This window comes from Streptomyces rubellomurinus (assembly GCF_000961885.1).
Classification (GTDB): Bacteria; Actinomycetota; Actinomycetes; order Streptomycetales; family Streptomycetaceae; genus Kitasatospora; species Kitasatospora rubellomurina.
In genome coordinates, this window is record NZ_JZKH01000081.1 from 23,337 (window position 1) to 39,028 (window position 15,692).

The window sequence follows — 15,692 nt, forward strand, 5'->3', positions numbered from 1 at the left end:
GCGCGTCCCGCCGCCCACCGCCGCCGCCCCCGCCGTGCCGGCCGACCGCCGCCGCTACCGGGGCGACTCGCTGATCCTGGAGCAGGAGTGGGACGCCCAGGGCGGCACCGTGCGGGTGATCGACTTCATGCCGCCGCGCCCGCTGGCCGGCCGGGACGCCGTCCCGCAGGTGATCCGGATCGTCGAGGGAGTGGCCGGCACCGTCCGGATGCGCTCGGCGGTGCGGATGCGCTTCTCGTACGGCCGGGTGGTGCCCTGGGTCCACCGCATGGAGCAGGCGGACGGCGGCCACCGCACCGTCGCCGTCGCCGGGCCCGACTCGGTCTGGCTGGACGGCGAGGCCGAGACGTACGGGCGCGACCTCACCACCTACGCCGACTTCACCGTCACCGCCGGCGAGCGGATCGCCTTCGCCCTCACCTGGCAGGCCTCCCACCTCGACGCGCCGGCCGTCCCGGACGCCGAGGAGATGCTCGACGCCACCGCCGACTTCTGGCACGAGTGGGCCGGGCAGTGCACCTACCAGGGCCCCTACCGCGAGGCCGTGATCCGCTCGCTGATCACCCTCAAGGGCCTCACCTACGCCCCCACCGGCGGCATCGTCGCCGCCCCCACCACCTCGCTGCCCGAGGACATCGGCGGCGAGCGCAACTGGGACTACCGCTACACCTGGCTGCGCGACGCCGCGATCACCCTCTCCTCGCTGCTGCGCACCGGCTACCGCGACGAGGCCCGCGCCTGGCGCGAGTGGCTGCTGCGGGCCGTCGCCGGGGACCCGGAGAACCTGCAGATCATGTACGGCATCGCCGGCGAGCGCGAACTCACCGAGTCCTCGCTCGACTGGCTGCCCGGCTACGAGGGCTCGCAGCCCGTCCGGATCGGCAACGGCGCCGCCGGGCAGCTCCAACTCGACGTCTACGGCGAGGTGGTGGAGGCCCTGCACCTGGCCCACATGACCGGCCTGGTGCGCAACGACCACGCCCACCACCTCCAGCTGCGCCTGATCGAGTACCTGGAGGACCACTGGCAGAACCCGGACGAGGGCATCTGGGAGGTGCGCGGCCCGCGCCGGCACTTCGTCCACTCCAAGGTGATGGCCTGGGTCGCCGTCGACCGCACCATCAAGCTGCTGGAGCAGACCCCCGAGGACGCGCCCGCCGGCGGCCACCTGGAGCGCTGGCGCGAACTGCGCGACACCATCCACCGGGACGTCTGCGAGAAGGGCTACGACCCGGAGCGCAACACCTTCACGCAGTACTACGGCGGCAAGGAGCTGGACGCCTCGCTGCTGCTCATCCCGCAGGTCGGCTTCCTGCCGCCGGACGACAAGCGCGTGATCGGCACCATCGAGGCGATCCAGCGCGAACTGTCCACCGAGGACGGCTTCGTGCTGCGCTACCCGACCCACGACGAGTCCGGGAACAACGTGGACGGCCTGTCCGGCCACGAAGGGGCCTTCCTGGCCTGCTCGTTCTGGCTCGCCGACGACCTGGCCATGATCGGCCGGGTGCAGGAGGCCCGCGAGCTGTTCGACCGGCTGCTGGCGCTGCGCAACGACCTCGGGCTGCTCGCCGAGGAGTGGGACCCGCGGCTCAAGCGGCAGGTCGGCAACTTCCCGCAGGCCTTCAGCCACGTCCCGCTGATCGACACCGCCCTGCGGCTGACCGCCTGCGGCGCCGCCTACCTGTCGGCCCAGCCGGACGGCCTGGCCGCCGACCGGACCGAGCGGGCGACGGTGTAGGACTAACCGCGCTGCACGAGTTCGTCGTAGGTGCTGAGCACCTGGGCGACGGTGGCGGCCTCGTCCGGCCAGGTCTCGGCCTGCTGCCGGCCGGCCGCCGCCAGGCGCTCGCGGCGGGCCGGGTCGGCGAGCAGCTCGCCGACCGCCCGGCCGAGCGCGGCCGCGTCGCCGGAGGGCACCAGCACGGCGGCGTCGCCGACCAGTTCGGGGATGCCGCCGACCGCGGTGGCGACCACCGGCACGCCGGCCCGCATCGCCTCCTGCACCACCAGCGAGCGGGCCTCCCAGCGGCTGGAGACCACCACCACGTCGGCGGCGGCCAGCAGGTCGGGCACGTCCGTGCGGTAGCCGAGCAGCCGCACGGGCAGCTTCTCGGCGGCCGCCCGCTCGCGCAGCGGGCCCGCCTCGGGGCCGTCCCCGGCGAGCAGCACCAGCGGCTCGGGGGCCGACGCGGCCAGTTCGCGGGTGGCGTCCAGCAGCACGCCGAAGGCCTTCTGCGGGACGAGCCGGCCGACGCCGAGCACCAGCGGGCGGTCCGGGCCGTCGCCGAGCAGCGCGGCGCGGGCCTCGGCGCGGCCGAGCCGGCCCTCGGGCATCGGCGGGGCGGCCACCGGGCCCAGCCGGGCGTCGGTGGCGCCGAGTTCGCGGGCCCGGGCGACCAGGTCGGAGGAGGCGCCGAGGACGAGGTCGGCGGCGCGGGCGACCCGGCGTTCCATCAGCCGTTGCAGCCGCCGCTCCATGCCGGTGGCGAGCAGCGCGTGGTGCGAGGTGACCACCAGCGGGGTCTGCGGGCGCAGGCCGGGGAAGCGGCCGGCGGTGCGCAGCGCGAGGTCGGAGAGCAGCCCGGCGCGCAGCCCGTGGGCGTGCACCACGTCGGCGCCGGTGAAGGCCCGGCGGAGCTCGCCGATCGCGGTGGCGTCGCTGCGGGCGCCCGCGGTGGGGGTGATGTCGACGGTGTGGAACCGCGCGCCGGTGCGGGAGAAGCCGAACAGCGCGTCGGTGCCGGCCGGCGCGCAGACCGTGACCAGCACGCCGTGCGCGACCAGGCCCTGCGCCAGGGAGCGCACGTGCGCGCCGATGCCGCCGGTGCTGGCGGCCAGGACGAGAACCACGTGCAGCTGCCCCGGTTCGGGGGCGGCCGCGGTGGCCCGGGCAGCGGAATGGTCCACGTCGTCTCGCATCCGACTCGATCAGGTTCGCGCACCGCTTCGCGAGGATCGCTCGCCGGCGGCGCTCGGGACTGGAAAGCCAGTGTCCAGCCGCCACCATGCCAGGTCGGCGGCCCTCTTGGACAGTCGGCGCCACCCGGGGCGCGTCGCCGTCCCGGGGCTCGTCGGGACGAGCCCGAGAGCCGCCGGCCGGCCTAGGAGCGGCGGGGCGCCCGGGCTGCGGCCAGCAGTTCCTCGGCGTGGGCGCGGCCCAGCTCCGAGTCCTCCAGGCCGGCCAGCATCCGGGAGAGTTCGCGCACCCGCTCCTCGTCGTTCAGCACCTTGACGCCGCTGCGGGTGACGGTGCCGTCGTTGGTCTTCTCCACCACCAGGTGCCGGTCCGCGAACGCGGCGACCTGCGGGAGGTGGGTGACCACCACGACCTGGGCGGATTCGGCGAGTTTGGCCAGCCGGCGGCCGATCTCGACCGCGGCCTTGCCGCCGACGCCCGCGTCCACCTCGTCGAACAGGTAGGTGGGGACGGGGTCGGCGCCCGCGAAGACCACCTCGACGGCGAGCATCACGCGGGACAGCTCACCGCCGGAGGCGCCCTTGGCGATCGGACGGGGCTGGGCGCCGGGGTGCGGGGCGAGCAGCACCTCGACCTCGTCCACGCCGTGCGGGCCGTAGGCGACGGTGCGGCCGTCGACCTCCAGCCCGGCCAGGTCGTCGACCTGGGTGATCGAGAAGGTCACCCGGGCGTGCGGCATGGCCAGTTCGGCGAGTTCGGCGGAGACGGCGTCGGCGAAGCGGCCGGCGGCGGCCTGCCGGGCGGCCGACACCTCGGCGGCCAGCTCGGCCAGCTCGGCCCGCAGCTCGGTCTCCCGGGCGCCGAGCTCGTCGATCCGGTCGTCGTCGCCGTCCAGTTCGAGCAGCCGGGCGGCGCCGGCCTCGGCCCAGGCGATCACCTCGGCCAGGGTGTTCTCCTCGCCGCCGTACTTGCGCAGCAGCTGGGCGAGGACGGCCCGGCGGTCCTCGACGGCGGACAGGCGCACCGGGTCGGCGTCCAGGTCGTCCGCGTAGCCGGCCAGGTCGCCGGCGACGTCGGCGAGCAGGTAGCCGACCTCGTTGAGGCGGTCGGCGAGCGCCGCCAGCCGCTCGTCGTGGTGGCGGACGGCCTCCAGGGCGCGCCGGGACTGGGCGAGCAGGGTGCCGGCGTCCAGCGCCTCCGGATCGGCCGGGTCGCCGGCCAGGGCGGCGTGCGCGAGCGTGGCGGCGGAGGACAGCGCGTCGGCGTGGCCCAGCCGCTCGGCCTCGGCGGCCAGCTCGGCGTCCTCCCCGGCGACGGGCTCGGCGGCGGCGACCTCGTCCAGGCCGAAGCGCAGCAGGTCGGCCTCCTGGGCGCGCTCGCGGGCCCGGGTGGTCAGCTCCTCCAGGGTGGCCGCGACCTCGCGCAGGGCGCGGTAGGTCTCCCGGTAGCGGGCCAGCGGCTCGGCCACCGCCTCGCCCGCGTAGCGGTCCAGGGCGCCGCGCTGGCGGGCCGGGCGCAGCAGCCGCTGCTGGTCGGTCTGGCCGTGCACGGCGATCAGGTCCTCGCCGAGCTCGGCGAGCAGGCCGACCGGGACGGCCCGGCCGCCGACGTACGCCCGCGAGCGGCCCTCCGCCGAGACGGTGCGGCTGACCAGCAGCGCGCCGTCGTCCAGTTCGGCGCCCGCCTCGATCGCGCGGGCCGCGACCGGGGAGTCGGCGGGCAGTTCCAGCCGGCCCTCGACCACGGCGCGCCCGGTGCCGTTGCGCACCAGGCCCGGGTCGGCGCGGCCGCCGAGCAGCAGGCCGAGGCTGGTCACGACCATGGTCTTGCCTGCACCGGTCTCGCCGGTCACGGCGGTGAAGCCGGGGGCGAGTTCGACCACCGCGTCGTCGATGACCCCAAGATCCCGTATCCGCATCTCGTCCAACACGGAGACGACCTTACGAGGTTCCACCCCCGGCGCGCGACGAGCGGCAACGGCGCGCGGCAACTCCGTGCCCGGAAGTTCATCCCTTCCGGGGCGTTTGCGCCGGGCCGGGGACGGTCAACCAGGGCAGGAACACCTGCACCAGCGGGCCGATGGCCAGCGCGTACGCGACGGTGCCGACCCCGGCGGTGCCGCCGAGCAGGATGCCGACCGCGAGCACCGCCACCTCGATGCCGGTGCGGATCAGCCGCAGCGAACGGCCGGTGCGCCGGTGCAGGCCGGTCATCAGGCCGTCGCGCGGGCCGGGGCCGAAGCGGGCGCCGATGTAGAGACCGGTGGCCACGGCGTTGAGCACGATCGCGCCGGCCATCAGCGCGATCCGGGCGGGCCAGCCCTGCGGGCCGTCGAACAGCCGCAGGGTGAGGTCCATGGCCGCGCCGATCAGCAGCACGTTGGCGACGGTGCCCAGGCCCGGGCGCTGGCGCAGCGGGATCCACAGCAGCAGCACCAAGGCGCCGCAGAGGGTCACCCAGGCGCCGACCGAGAGGCCGAGGCTGCGCTGCAGGCCCTGGTGGAGGACGTCCCAGGGGTCGAGGCCGAGGCCGGAGCGGAGCATCAGCGCCATGCTGACGCCGTACACGGCCAGGCCGACGAAGAGCTGGGCGGAGCGGCGGCCGAGGAGGTGGGTGTCGCCGAGCACGCGGACGGCGAGGCCCGGCCGGGCGGCTCGGGGGGCGGATGGAGGGGTGGTCGGTCGTGGCGTGGTCGTGCTGGCCAACTGGTGCTCCCGCGGTGGTACTGCACCCCGGGGGCGGCCCGGTGGTGGCGGACTCGAAGGCCGCCCTGCCATGATGAGGAGGCCAAAGCGGCCCGCTCCAGGGCCAATCCCGAGCAAGTGGACTGGAAGAGCCTGCGCCATGGCCGACTGGCACACCACCGTCACACCCCCGACGCTCGCCCGGCTGCTCGCGACCGCCCGGCTCCCCGAGCCCGCCACCGCCCGCCGCCCCGCCTACCGCACCCTCGCCGGGCAGATCCGGCTGCTGGTCACCGAGGGCCGGCTGCCGGTGGGCGCCCGGCTGCCCGCCGAACGCGAACTGGCCGCCGCCCTCGACCTGAGCCGCACCACCGTCGCCACCGCGTACGAGACCCTGCGCGGCGACGGCTACCTGCACAGCCGCCGCGGCTCCGGCAGCTGGACCGCCCTGCCCGAGGGCGCCCCGCCGCCCGGGGACGCCCTGCACCCCGTCCCGCCGCACGAGCAGGGCCGCACCCTCGACCTCGGCGTGGCCGCGCTGCCCGCCCCGCAGCCCTGGGTCGGCGCCGCCGCCGCCCGGGCCGTCGAGCAGCTGCCGTACTACGCCGCCGGACACGGCCACTACCCCACCGGCGTCCCGGTGCTGCGCGAGGCCGTCGCCCGCCGCTACACCGAGCGCGGGCTGCCCACCACCCCCGACCAGATCCTGATCACCACCGGCGCGATGGGCGGCCTGCACCTGGTCCAGCGGGTGCTGATCGGCCGCGGCGACCGGGTCGCCGTCGAGGCGCCCAGCTACGCGCACACCCTGCAGGCCCTGCGGATCACCGGCGCCCGGCTGGTCCCGGTGCCGAACACCCTCGCCCCCGTCCCCGCCTGGGACCTCGACGAGTGGCGCCACGTGCTGCGCGGCGCCGCCCCCAAGGCCGCCTACGTCATGCCGGACTTCCACAACCCGACCGGCACGCTGATCCCCGAGGAGCAGCGCCGCGAGCTGCTGGCCGCCGCCCGGGCCGCCGGAAGCGTCGTCCTGGTCGACGAGACCACCGCCGAACTCGCCTGGGGCGTCCCGGAGTCCGAGCCGCTGCCGCGGCCCATGGCCGCGCTGGACCGGGCCGCCCAGGTGGTCACCGTGGGCTCGGCCGGCAAGCTGCTCTGGGGCGGCCTGCGGATCGGCTGGGTACGGGCCGCGCCCTCGCTGGTGCGCCGGCTGGCCACCGAGCGGGTCTACAGCGACGTCGGCACCCCGGTGCTGGAGCAGCTGATCGCCGCCGAGCTGCTCGGCGACCCGCTCCCCGAGGTGCGGGCCCACCAGCTGGACCGGCTGCGCGCCACCGCCCACGCCTTCGCCGCGGAACTGCCCGAGCGGCTGCCCGGCTGGAGCTTCCGGACGCCGCCCGGCGGCCTCTCGCTGTGGGTGTCCACCGGCACCCTGTCCGGCGCGGCGCTGGCGCAGGCCGGCGAACAGGCCGGGATCCGGATCGCCGCGGGCAACCGGTTCGGCTCGGACGGCGCGTTCGAGCACCACATCCGCATCCCGTTCACGGTGCCCGCCCCGGCCGTGCCGGACGCCGTCGACCGGCTGGCCGCGCTGGCCGCCGGCGTGACGGCCGGCGGGCGGCTCGGCCCGGCCGACGAGGCGCAGCCGCTGGCGGTCTGACGCCGGCGGCCTGACACCCGGCCGGCCGCCCGGCGACCCGTCAACCAGCCTGTCAGTGGTGCGTGTTGGAGCGCCCGCGCCAACCCGTCACCGGCAGCGCGAACTTGGCGACCAGCCGGTCGGTGAACGGCGCCCGGTGCAGTCTGGCCAGCCGCACCGGCGTCTGCCCCCGGCGCACCTCCACCCGCGCGCCGGCGGGCAGTTCGACCGAGCGCCGCCCGTCGCACCACAGCACCCCGTGCGGGGTCTTCGGCTGCACCTCGACGGCCAGCACCGAATCCGGCGAGGTCACCAGCGGGCGGGCGAACAGCGCGTGCGCGGAGATCGGCACCATCAGCAGCGCCTCCACCTCCGGCCACACCACCGGCCCGCCGCCGGAGAACGCGTACGCGGTGGAGCCGGTCGGCGTCGCGCACACCACCCCGTCGCAACCGAAGTTGGAGACCGGACGGCCGTCCACCTCGGTCACCACCTCCAGCATCCGCTCCCGGGAGGCCTTCTCGATCGACGCCTCGTTCAGCGCCCAGTCCCGGTGCACCACATCGCCGTTGGTGCGGACGATCACGTCGATCGTCATCCGCTCCTCGACCTCGTAGTCGGCCTCGACCACCCGCTCGACCACCACGGCCAGGTCGTCCCGCTCGGCCTCCGCCAGGAAGCCGACCCGGCCCAGGTTGATCCCGAGCATCGGCAGCCCGTGCGAGCGCGCCAGTTCGGCCCCGCGCAGCAGCGTGCCGTCGCCGCCGGCGACCAGGATCAGCTCGCAGCCGTCCGCCGCACCCGGCCCCTCGGCCACCTTCTCGACGCCGTCCGGCAGGTCCAGCCCGACCGCCTCGGAGGCGAGCAGTCTGATCCGGATGCCCGCCTTCAGCAGCCCGTGCACCAGCGCCTCGACGCTGCGCAGCGCCGCCTCCCGGCCGGTGTGCGCGATCAGGAAGACCGTGCGCTCTTCATCGCTCATGCCGCTGCCCTCTCCCTACGCCTCGCCGGGTCACCCCTCGGCCCCGGTGCGGTCGCGTCACCCAGCATGACGGACCGGACGCCCGCAGAGGAGCCTACCGAGGCCCCTCCGCCACGGCCCGGTCCGCCTCCGCGGGGTCCAGCTGCGGGGCGTCCCGGCGCAGCCAGAGGAAGTACTCGACGTTCCCGGACGGGCCCGGCAGGGGGCTCGCGGTGACGGCGCGCACGCCCAACCCCAGCTCCCACGCCTGCCCGGCGACCTGGCGCACCATCTCGGCGCGCAGCTGCGGGCTGCGCACCACGCCGCCGCTGCCCAGCCGCTCCTTGCCGATCTCGAACTGCGGCTTGACCATCATCACCAGGTCCGCGTCCTGGGCCGCGCAGGAGGCGAGCGCCGGCAGCACCAGGCCGAGCGAGATGAAGGACAGGTCGCCGACCACCAGGTCGACGAGCGTGCCGCCGATCAGCTCCGGGGTCAGCTCGCGGACGTTGGTGCGGTCCATCACCGTCACCCGCTCGTCGCTCTGCAGCGACCAGGCGAGCTGCCCGTAGCCGACGTCCACCGCCAGCACGTGGGCCGCGCCGGCGCGCAGCAGCACGTCGGTGAAGCCGCCGGTGGAGGCGCCCGCGTCCAGCGCCCGGCGGCCCTCGACCACCAGGCCCTGCGGCACGAAGGCCGCGAACGCCCCGGCCAGCTTGTGGCCGCCGCGCGAGACGTAGTCGGGGTCGTTGTCGTCCTTGGCCACCACGACGGCCGCCGAGGTCTCCACCTGGGTGGCCGGCTTGGTCGCGGTGGTGCCGCCGACCGTCACCCGGCCGGCCGCGATCAGCTCGGACGCGTGCTCCCGCGACCGGGCCAGCTTGCGGCGGACCAGCTCCGCGTCGAGTCGGCGTCGTGCCACTGCCACTGGTGCTTCAGCTCCTACGGGTCCTACGGATCATTCCTGGTCGAGCGCGGCCAGCGTGTCGGCGAGCCGCTGGTGAACATCTTCGTACACCGCGACGTGTGCCTCGGCCGGCACCCCGTCCAACGCCTCCAGCCGGACCAGCCCGGCGTCCACCACCGGGTGGCCGGTCGGGGTCAGTTCGACGCCGAGCGGCCCGACCTGCTGGACGGGCCCGGCGGCTTCCCCGGCGGTGCCGGCGGGCTCACTCGTCACGGACATCGGGCTGCTTCCGGCTGGTGGCCTTGCGGACGGTGGTCTTCTTCGTCGTGGTCTTCTTCGCCGTCGCCGCCTGCTGCGCCGCCGTCTTCTTCGCTGCGGCCGTCGTCCTCGCGGTCGTCGTGCTCGCGGCCGTCTTCTTCGCAGCCGTCTTCTTCGCGGCGGCCTTCTTCACGGCGGCCTTCTTCACGGCGGCCTTCTTCGCCAGCGCCTTCTTCACGGGCGCCCGCTTCACCGGCGCGACGGGCGGGTCGACCTCGACCGGCTCGTCCACCTCCACCCGCTCGGCCGCTATCGGCTCCGCCGGCACCTGCTGCTCCGCCCACTCGTCCGCGTCCCGCTCCCAGCCGCGCCCGAACAGCTCGTCCGCCCGGGGCGCCGGCGCGGGCTCCATGTCCGCCCCCTCGGCCGCGTACCGGCTCGCGTACGGATCGGCGTACAGGTCCGCGTAGGCGTTCGCGTCCGGCTCGGGCCCGGCCTCCGGAGCCTGCTCCCCTTCGAGGTCGCTCAGCTTGTTCTCCAGGTAGGCCAGCACCACGCCCACCTTGGTCACCTGGTCGCCGACCTTCTCGAAGACCTTCTCGACCTCGCCGCGCGCCACCCCGACCGCCAGGTCCACCCCGGCCCGCCCGGCCGTGAGCGCCTCGCCGGCCAGCGCCTGCAGCTTCTCGGCGGACGGCGGGAACTGCCCGCCCAGGCGGCGCTCGACCTCGGCGACGTCGACCCCGGTCTTCTCCAGGACCGCGGCCGCCGTCCCGACGACCCGCTTGCCGACCTCCTCCACCACCACGGCGGCCACCGCCACCGCTCCCCGCACCGTCCTCGGCAGCATCCGGGTGCCTCCTTAGCGCCTGCGCGCGTCGCTCCGTCGCCCTGCGGTACCCGGGCCGTTCCGGGCCGTTCCGGGCCCGCTCCGGGCCGTTCCACTGACGACGCTACCGCCAATGACGGCCTGCGGTACCGTGGCCCCGCAGTCAGGACCGCCACCACCGGGGATGGACACACCGCCATGGCCGACGCCGAGGAATGCCGCGAGGCGCTGGAACAGCTCAGCCGGAACATGGCGAAGTCCACCGGGGACGTCCGCAAGGCCGCCGCCCTCGACCGCTCGCTCAGCTGCCGGATCACCGACCTCGACCTGACCTTCACCGGCCGCCTGCGCGACGGCCGCATCCAGGACGTCGTCTCCGCTCCCGGTGCCCCCGCCGAGAAGGCCGAGATACGGCTCACCATGGCCAGCGACGACCTGCTCGCCCTGGTCGGCGGCGAGCTCAACTTCGCCTCCGCCTGGGCGAGCGGGCGGGTCCGGCTCGAGGCCGGCTTCCGCGACCTGCTGCGGCTGCGCACCCTGCTCTGAGCTCAGAACCCCAAGCCCGGTACCCCGAACCCAGAGCCCCGGACTTGGAACCCCAGGCTCAGAACCCCAGCTCGGCCAGCGCTTTGCCGCCGTCCACCGGCGAACCGTCCGCGTCCAGCGCCGTCCAGGCCGCCGCGCACAGCGCCCGCAGGCCGTCCCAGCGGTCCCCCGCGCCGACCACCCGCAGCGCGCCGCCCTCGGCCACCGCCGTCCAGCCGCCGCAGGCGAAGCCGCCGCCCGCCGCCGTCACCCCGGGGTGCGCGACCAGCAGGCCGCGCAGGTCCGCCGCCAGGTAGGTGGGCCGGTGCTCGACCGGCGCCGCCAGCAGCTCGGCCGGCGTGGTCACCCCGGTGAACACCAGCAGGCTGTCCACGCCGCCGTTGAACGCGCCCTCGATGTCGGTGTCCAGCCGATCGCCGACCACCAGCGGCCGCCGCGCGCCGGTCCGCAGAATCGTTTCCCGGTGCATCGGCGGCAGCGGCTTGCCCGCCACCTCCGGCTCCACGCCGGTGGCCGCCCGCACCGCCGCGACCAGCGTCCCGTTGCCGGGCGCGATGCCCTCGGACCTCGGGACCGTCATGTCGGTGTTCGACGCCACCCACGGCAGCCCGCTCTGTACCGCGTACGAGGCCTCGGCCAGCTGCGCCCAGCCCACCGAGGGATCGAAGCCCTGGACCACCGCCAGCGGCTCCTCGGCGAGCGAGCGGACGGCCACCAGACCGTGCTCGGCCAGCGCCTCCACCAGGCCGGCGCCGCCCACGACCAGCACCTTCGCCCCGGCCGGCACCTTCTCGGCGACCACCCGGGCGGCCGCCTGCGCCGAGTTGATCACGTCGTCCGGCTCGGCCGGCACGCCCAGCTCGGTCAGGTGCTCGGCCACCACCCGGGGCGGCCGCGAGGCGTTGTTGGTCACGTACGCGAGCCGCATCCCCGCCGCCCGGGCCGCGTCCAGCGAGGGCACGGCGTGCTCGATCGCGTGCGCGCCCGCGTAGACCACGCCGTCCAGGTCCAGCAGCGCCGTGTCGTACGCCTCGGTCAGCGGGGCGGCGCTGCCGCCGGGGGCGGTGCGTCGCACGGGGGTGGCCGTCTCGGTCATGCCTTCGCTACCTCGTTCACTGCGTCGTTCGTTGCTTCGGGTCGTTGCGTCGGTCGTCGCGTCGTTGGCTCTGCGTCGTTCACCGCCGGCCGGTCACGGCGCCTCGTCGCCCGCCCCGGCCCGGTCGGAGCCCGCCGGGGGCTCCAGGTACCCGGGCGCCCCCGGCAGCAGCGGGCCGAACGCCCCGGCACGGGCCGCCAGAGTGGCCCGGGACTGCCGCAGCGCGGCCCGGTAGTGGTCCGTCTCCGGCCGCATCGCCACGGCCAGCGCCAGGTGCTCGACGGACGTCTCGAAGTCGCCCAGCCGGGCCGCCGCGACGCCCCACCCGAACTGAGCGTAGTCGTCCGAGGGATCGGCCAGTGCCACGGCCCGGAAGTTCTCCAGCGCCGCCGCGTACGAACCGGCGTCGAACTGGGCGCGCGCCAGCGTCTCCCGGATGCTGCGCGAGTGCGGCTCGACCGCCGCCGCCCGGGCCAGCAGCTGCTCGGCCGCCGCCGGGTTGCCCTGCGCCAGCAGCTTCCCGCCCCGGCGGAACCACTCGTACACGTCACCGGCCGGCTCCCCGGCGCGGCTCTGCGCCGGCACCGGCACCGCGCCGACCGTCTCCTCCGGCCCGCCCCCCGCCCGCTCCTGACCGTCGTCCACGCCGTACCTCGCCCTCGGTCGCACGCCCCCCGGTCGAATCCGGGCGGACATTCCGATCTCTCAACAACGCGTACCCGATTACGATGCCCAGAATGAGCACACCCAGTGCAGATGACGGAGTCGAGACTCCCGAGGGCGGCCCCGGCGATCCCGGGCACGTCGCCACCGCAGGCCTGTCCCTGTACCCGTTCCGCGGCCTGCGCTACGACCCCGACCGGGTCGGCACGCTCGCCGCCGTGACGTCACCGCCGTACGACGTGGTCGACCCCGGGCGCCGCCTCGACCTGGAGACCGCCGACCCGCACAACATCGTCCGGCTGATCCTCCCCAGGCCCGAGCCCGAGGACGCCGGGGACCGCCCCGACCGCGACACCCGGTACCGGCACGCCGCCCGGCTGCTCGCCGCCTGGCAGCGCGAGGGCGTCCTCGCCGCCGACCCCGAGCCCGCGCTCTACGTCTACGAGCAACGGGTGCCCGCCACCGCCGACACCCCCGAACTGCTCCAGCGCGGGCTGATCGGCGCGCTCGCGGTCAGCGGGCCCGAGGTCGGCGTCGTCCTCCCCCACGAGGACGTCATGCCGCGCCCGGTCGCCGACCGGGTCGGCCTGATGCGCACCACCCGGGCCAACCTCGAACCGCTGCTGCTCACCTACCGCGGCAACGGCGGCGCCTCCGGCGTCCTCGAGCGGACGGTCCAGGGCGAACCGCTGCTGGCCACCGCCACCAGCGACGGCACCCACCACCGGCTCTGGGCCGTCACCGACCCCGCCGACCTCGCCGAGATCCGCCGCGACCTGGCCACCTGCCGGGCGCTCATCGCGGACGGCCACCACCGCTGGGCGATGTACCTGCGGCTCCAGCGCGAGCACCGCCACCTGCCGCGCAGCCCCTGGGACCGCGGTCTGGTGCTGCTCGTCGACACCGCCCGCTACCCGCTGCGGGTCCGCGCCATCCACCGGGTGCTCTACCGGCTGCCGATCGCCGAGGCGCTGAACCGGCTCGGCGACCACTGGAAGGTCAAGGAGGTCCCCGGCCCGCTGACCGCCGCCCTCCAGGCCCTCGCCGAGCAGAAGCGGCACGGCGGCAACGGCTTCGTCCTCACCGGCGGGGACGGCGTCTTCTGGCTGCTCAGCGAGCCCGAGGAGAGCCTGCTCGACGAGACCGTCCCGCACGACCGACCCGAGGAGTGGCGCCACCTGGACGCCACCGTCCTGCACGCCACCCTGCTCGACCGCACCTGGAACGTCCCGGACGGCCCCGACGACATCGGCTACCTGCACACCGCCGCCGCCGCCGAACGCGAGGCCGCCCGCACCGGCGGCACCGCCGTCCTGCTGCACCCGGTGCGCGAGAGCGTGGTGCGCCGGCTCGCCGAACAGGGCGTCACCATGCCGCGCAAGTCCACGTCCTTCGGGCCGAAGCCGGCCACCGGGCTGGTGCTGCGCAACCTCGAACTGGGCTGATCCCCCTCGGCACCCCCCTCCGGGCCCGCCCCGGACGCAGTGAGGCCCTACCGCTCCGGAAAATCCGGGGAGCGGCAGGGCCTCACGGCGTACTACGTCCTGCTACGCGGGCGCTCAGGCCTCGGACTTGGCGTCCTCCGCCTTGACCTCGTCGGACTTGACCTCGTCGGACTTGGCGTCGTCCGACTTGGCGTCCTGGGCGCGCTCGGGGACCACGCCGTCGAAGTCCTCGTCGATCTCGAGGTCGTCCTCGTCGTAGAACTCCTCGACGTCCTCCTCGTCCTCGAAGATCACGCGGTCGTCGGCGACGTCGCCGCTGCGCTTCTTCGCGGGGGCCTCGTCCTGCTCGGCCGCGTCGTCCTCCAGCTCGGGGTCGAGCGCGTCGGTGAACTCCACACCGTCGATCTCGGCCAGCCGCTCCGAGGCGTTGGTGCTGCCGTCCGTGTCCGCCTCGGCGGCCTTGGCGAACCACTCGCGGGCCTCGTCGGCCCGGCCGGCGGCGATCAGCGCCTCGGCGTAGGCGTAACGCAGGCGCGCCGTCCAGGCGTGCACGGTGCTGGACGCCAGCTCCGGGCTCTGCAGGGTCACGACGGCGGCGTCGAACTGCTCCATGTCGGTGCGGGCACCGGCGGCCACCAGACGCATCTCGACCTGGCCGGCCTTGTCCAGCTGCTTCACCTCGGGCTCGCCGGCCATCGCCAGCGCGCGCTCGGGGCGGCCCAGGCCGCGCTCGCAGTCGGCCATCACGGGCCACAGGTCGGCCCGGCCGGTCATCCGGCGGGCGGCGCGGAACTCGGTCAGCGCCTCGGAGTAACGCTGCGTCATGTACGAGGCGAAACCGGCCGCCTCGCGGACCGCGGCCACGCGGGAGGCCAGGCGGAGCGCGACGCGCGAGTACTGGTAGGCCTCCTCCGGCTCGCTGTCGAGCAGGCGGGCGACCATCACCAGGTTGCGGGCGACGTCGTCGGCGAGGGTCTTGGGCAGGCTCTTGAGCTCCTGGCGCACGTCCGCGTCGATCTCGAAGCCGGTGACGTCCTCGGGGATCGGCAGGCGCTTGACCGGCTCGTAGTTGCCCCGGCGGTCGTCCTGCTGGTCCCGGCGGTAGCCGCCGCGGTCGTCACGGCGGTCGTCGCGGCGGTCGTCACGCCGGTAGCCGCCACCCTGGCGGTCGTCGCGACGGTAGCCGCCCTGCGGACGGTCGTCCCGGCGGAAGCCACCGCCCTGGGGGCGGTCGTCGCGGCGGAAGCCGCCACGGTCGTCACGGTCACGGTTGAAGCCACCACCGGACGGACGGTCGTCACGACGGAACCCGCCACCCTGCGGACGGTCATCGCGACGGAAGCCGCCACCCTGGCGGTCGTCACGGTCGCGGAACGGACGGTCGTCGCGACGCGGACGCTCGTCGCGGTCGTCGCGGCGGAAGCCGCCCTGCGGACGGTCATCGCGACGGAAACCGCCACCGTGCGGACGGTCGTCACGGCGGAAGCCGCCACGGTCGTCACGGTCGCGGTTGAAGCCGCCACCCTGGGGGCGGTCGTCGCGACGCGGACGGTCATCGCGGTCGTCGCGGCGGAAGCCGCCCTGCGGACGGTCGTCACGGCGGAAGCCACCGCCCTGCGGACGGTCGTCACGGCGGAAGCCGCCACGGTCGTCACGGTCACGGTTGAAACCGCCACCGGACGGACGGTCGTCGCGACGGAAGCCACCGCGGTCGTCACGGTCACGGTTGAAGCCACCACCGGAC

At 75.4% G+C, this 15,692-nt stretch carries 14 protein-coding genes and 1 pseudogene; 5 read left to right on the forward strand and 10 right to left on the reverse strand.

From position 1 onward, the window contains the following. Positions 1-40 precede the first annotated feature (40 nt). A pseudogene (locus VM95_RS29590) lies at positions 41-1,741 on the forward strand (glycoside hydrolase family 15 protein); the annotation flags it as partial. 2 nt (positions 1,742-1,743) lie between these two features. On the opposite strand, the gene VM95_RS29595 reads toward VM95_RS29590, so the two are convergent. From VM95_RS29595 to yczE, 3 genes are all read right to left on the reverse strand, one after another. Then, entirely contained in the window at positions 1,744-2,910 is a 1,167-nt protein-coding gene (locus tag VM95_RS29595) for a glycosyltransferase family 4 protein (protein ID WP_078860740.1), read from the reverse strand. A 194-nt stretch (positions 2,911-3,104) separates the two neighbouring features. Beyond that, entirely contained in the window at positions 3,105-4,838 is a 1,734-nt protein-coding gene (gene recN / locus VM95_RS29600; RefSeq protein WP_208615552.1) for a DNA repair protein RecN, read from the reverse strand. Positions 4,839-4,926: 88 nt separating this feature from the next. After that, the gene (yczE, locus tag VM95_RS29605) at positions 4,927-5,625 is read right to left on the reverse strand and encodes a membrane protein YczE (RefSeq protein WP_425265370.1); all 699 of its coding nucleotides are present in this window, start codon (positions 5,623-5,625) and stop codon (positions 4,927-4,929) included. A gap of 139 nt (positions 5,626-5,764) precedes the next feature. On the opposite strand from yczE, the gene yczR reads away from it, so the two are divergent. Beyond that, positions 5,765-7,264: a MocR-like transcription factor YczR gene (gene yczR, locus VM95_RS29610; protein ID WP_045702478.1), complete on the forward strand. Its 1,500-nt coding sequence runs from the start codon at positions 5,765-5,767 to the stop codon at positions 7,262-7,264. A 52-nt stretch (positions 7,265-7,316) separates the two neighbouring features. On the opposite strand, the gene VM95_RS29615 is transcribed toward yczR, so the two are convergent. The 4 genes from VM95_RS29615 to VM95_RS43840 form a co-directional block, all read right to left on the reverse strand. Then, positions 7,317-8,225, reverse strand: a complete 909-nt coding sequence (locus VM95_RS29615) for an NAD kinase (RefSeq protein WP_045702481.1) — start codon at positions 8,223-8,225, stop codon at positions 7,317-7,319. 94 nt (positions 8,226-8,319) lie between these two features. Beyond that, entirely contained in the window at positions 8,320-9,126 is an 807-nt protein-coding gene (locus tag VM95_RS29620; protein WP_045702484.1) for a TlyA family RNA methyltransferase, read from the reverse strand. A 36-nt stretch (positions 9,127-9,162) separates the two neighbouring features. After that, the gene (locus VM95_RS29625; RefSeq protein ID WP_244178995.1) at positions 9,163-9,384 is read right to left on the reverse strand and encodes a hypothetical protein; all 222 of its coding nucleotides are present in this window, start codon (positions 9,382-9,384) and stop codon (positions 9,163-9,165) included. Further along, on the reverse strand, positions 9,374-10,219 hold the full coding sequence (locus tag VM95_RS43840) for a hypothetical protein (protein ID WP_052707654.1): 846 nt from the start codon (positions 10,217-10,219) through the stop codon (positions 9,374-9,376). The genes VM95_RS29625 and VM95_RS43840 overlap by 11 nt, the downstream gene beginning before the upstream one ends. 177 nt (positions 10,220-10,396) lie before the next feature. Here VM95_RS43840 and VM95_RS29635 point away from each other — a divergent pair, with 177 nt between their 5' ends. After that, positions 10,397-10,744, forward strand: a complete 348-nt coding sequence (locus VM95_RS29635; protein ID WP_045702490.1) for an SCP2 sterol-binding domain-containing protein — start codon at positions 10,397-10,399, stop codon at positions 10,742-10,744. 58 nt (positions 10,745-10,802) lie between these two features. Here the strand turns inward: VM95_RS29635 and VM95_RS29640 are convergent, their stop codons facing one another. Both VM95_RS29640 and VM95_RS29645 read right to left on the reverse strand, forming a co-directional pair. After that, on the reverse strand, positions 10,803-11,840 hold the full coding sequence (locus VM95_RS29640) for an HAD-IIA family hydrolase (protein WP_045702493.1): 1,038 nt from the start codon (positions 11,838-11,840) through the stop codon (positions 10,803-10,805). Positions 11,841-11,933: 93 nt separating this feature from the next. Then, positions 11,934-12,485, reverse strand: coding sequence for a tetratricopeptide repeat protein (locus VM95_RS29645; protein ID WP_244178996.1), 552 nt, complete (start codon positions 12,483-12,485; stop codon positions 11,934-11,936). A gap of 92 nt (positions 12,486-12,577) precedes the next feature. Between VM95_RS29645 and VM95_RS29650 the strand changes: the two genes are divergently transcribed. Further along, positions 12,578-13,948 (forward strand): DUF1015 family protein, encoded by a 1,371-nt coding sequence (locus VM95_RS29650; protein ID WP_078860744.1) that lies wholly within the window; start codon positions 12,578-12,580, stop codon positions 13,946-13,948. 114 nt (positions 13,949-14,062) lie between these two features. Here the strand turns inward: VM95_RS29650 and VM95_RS39775 are convergent, their stop codons facing one another. Then, positions 14,063-14,953 (reverse strand): tetratricopeptide repeat protein, encoded by an 891-nt coding sequence (locus tag VM95_RS39775; protein ID WP_341846033.1) that lies wholly within the window; start codon positions 14,951-14,953, stop codon positions 14,063-14,065. A 456-nt stretch (positions 14,954-15,409) separates the two neighbouring features. Here VM95_RS39775 and VM95_RS45785 point away from each other — a divergent pair. Further along, a partial coding sequence (locus tag VM95_RS45785) for a hypothetical protein (protein ID WP_208615553.1) occupies positions 15,410-15,692 on the forward strand: 283 nt, incomplete at its 3' end.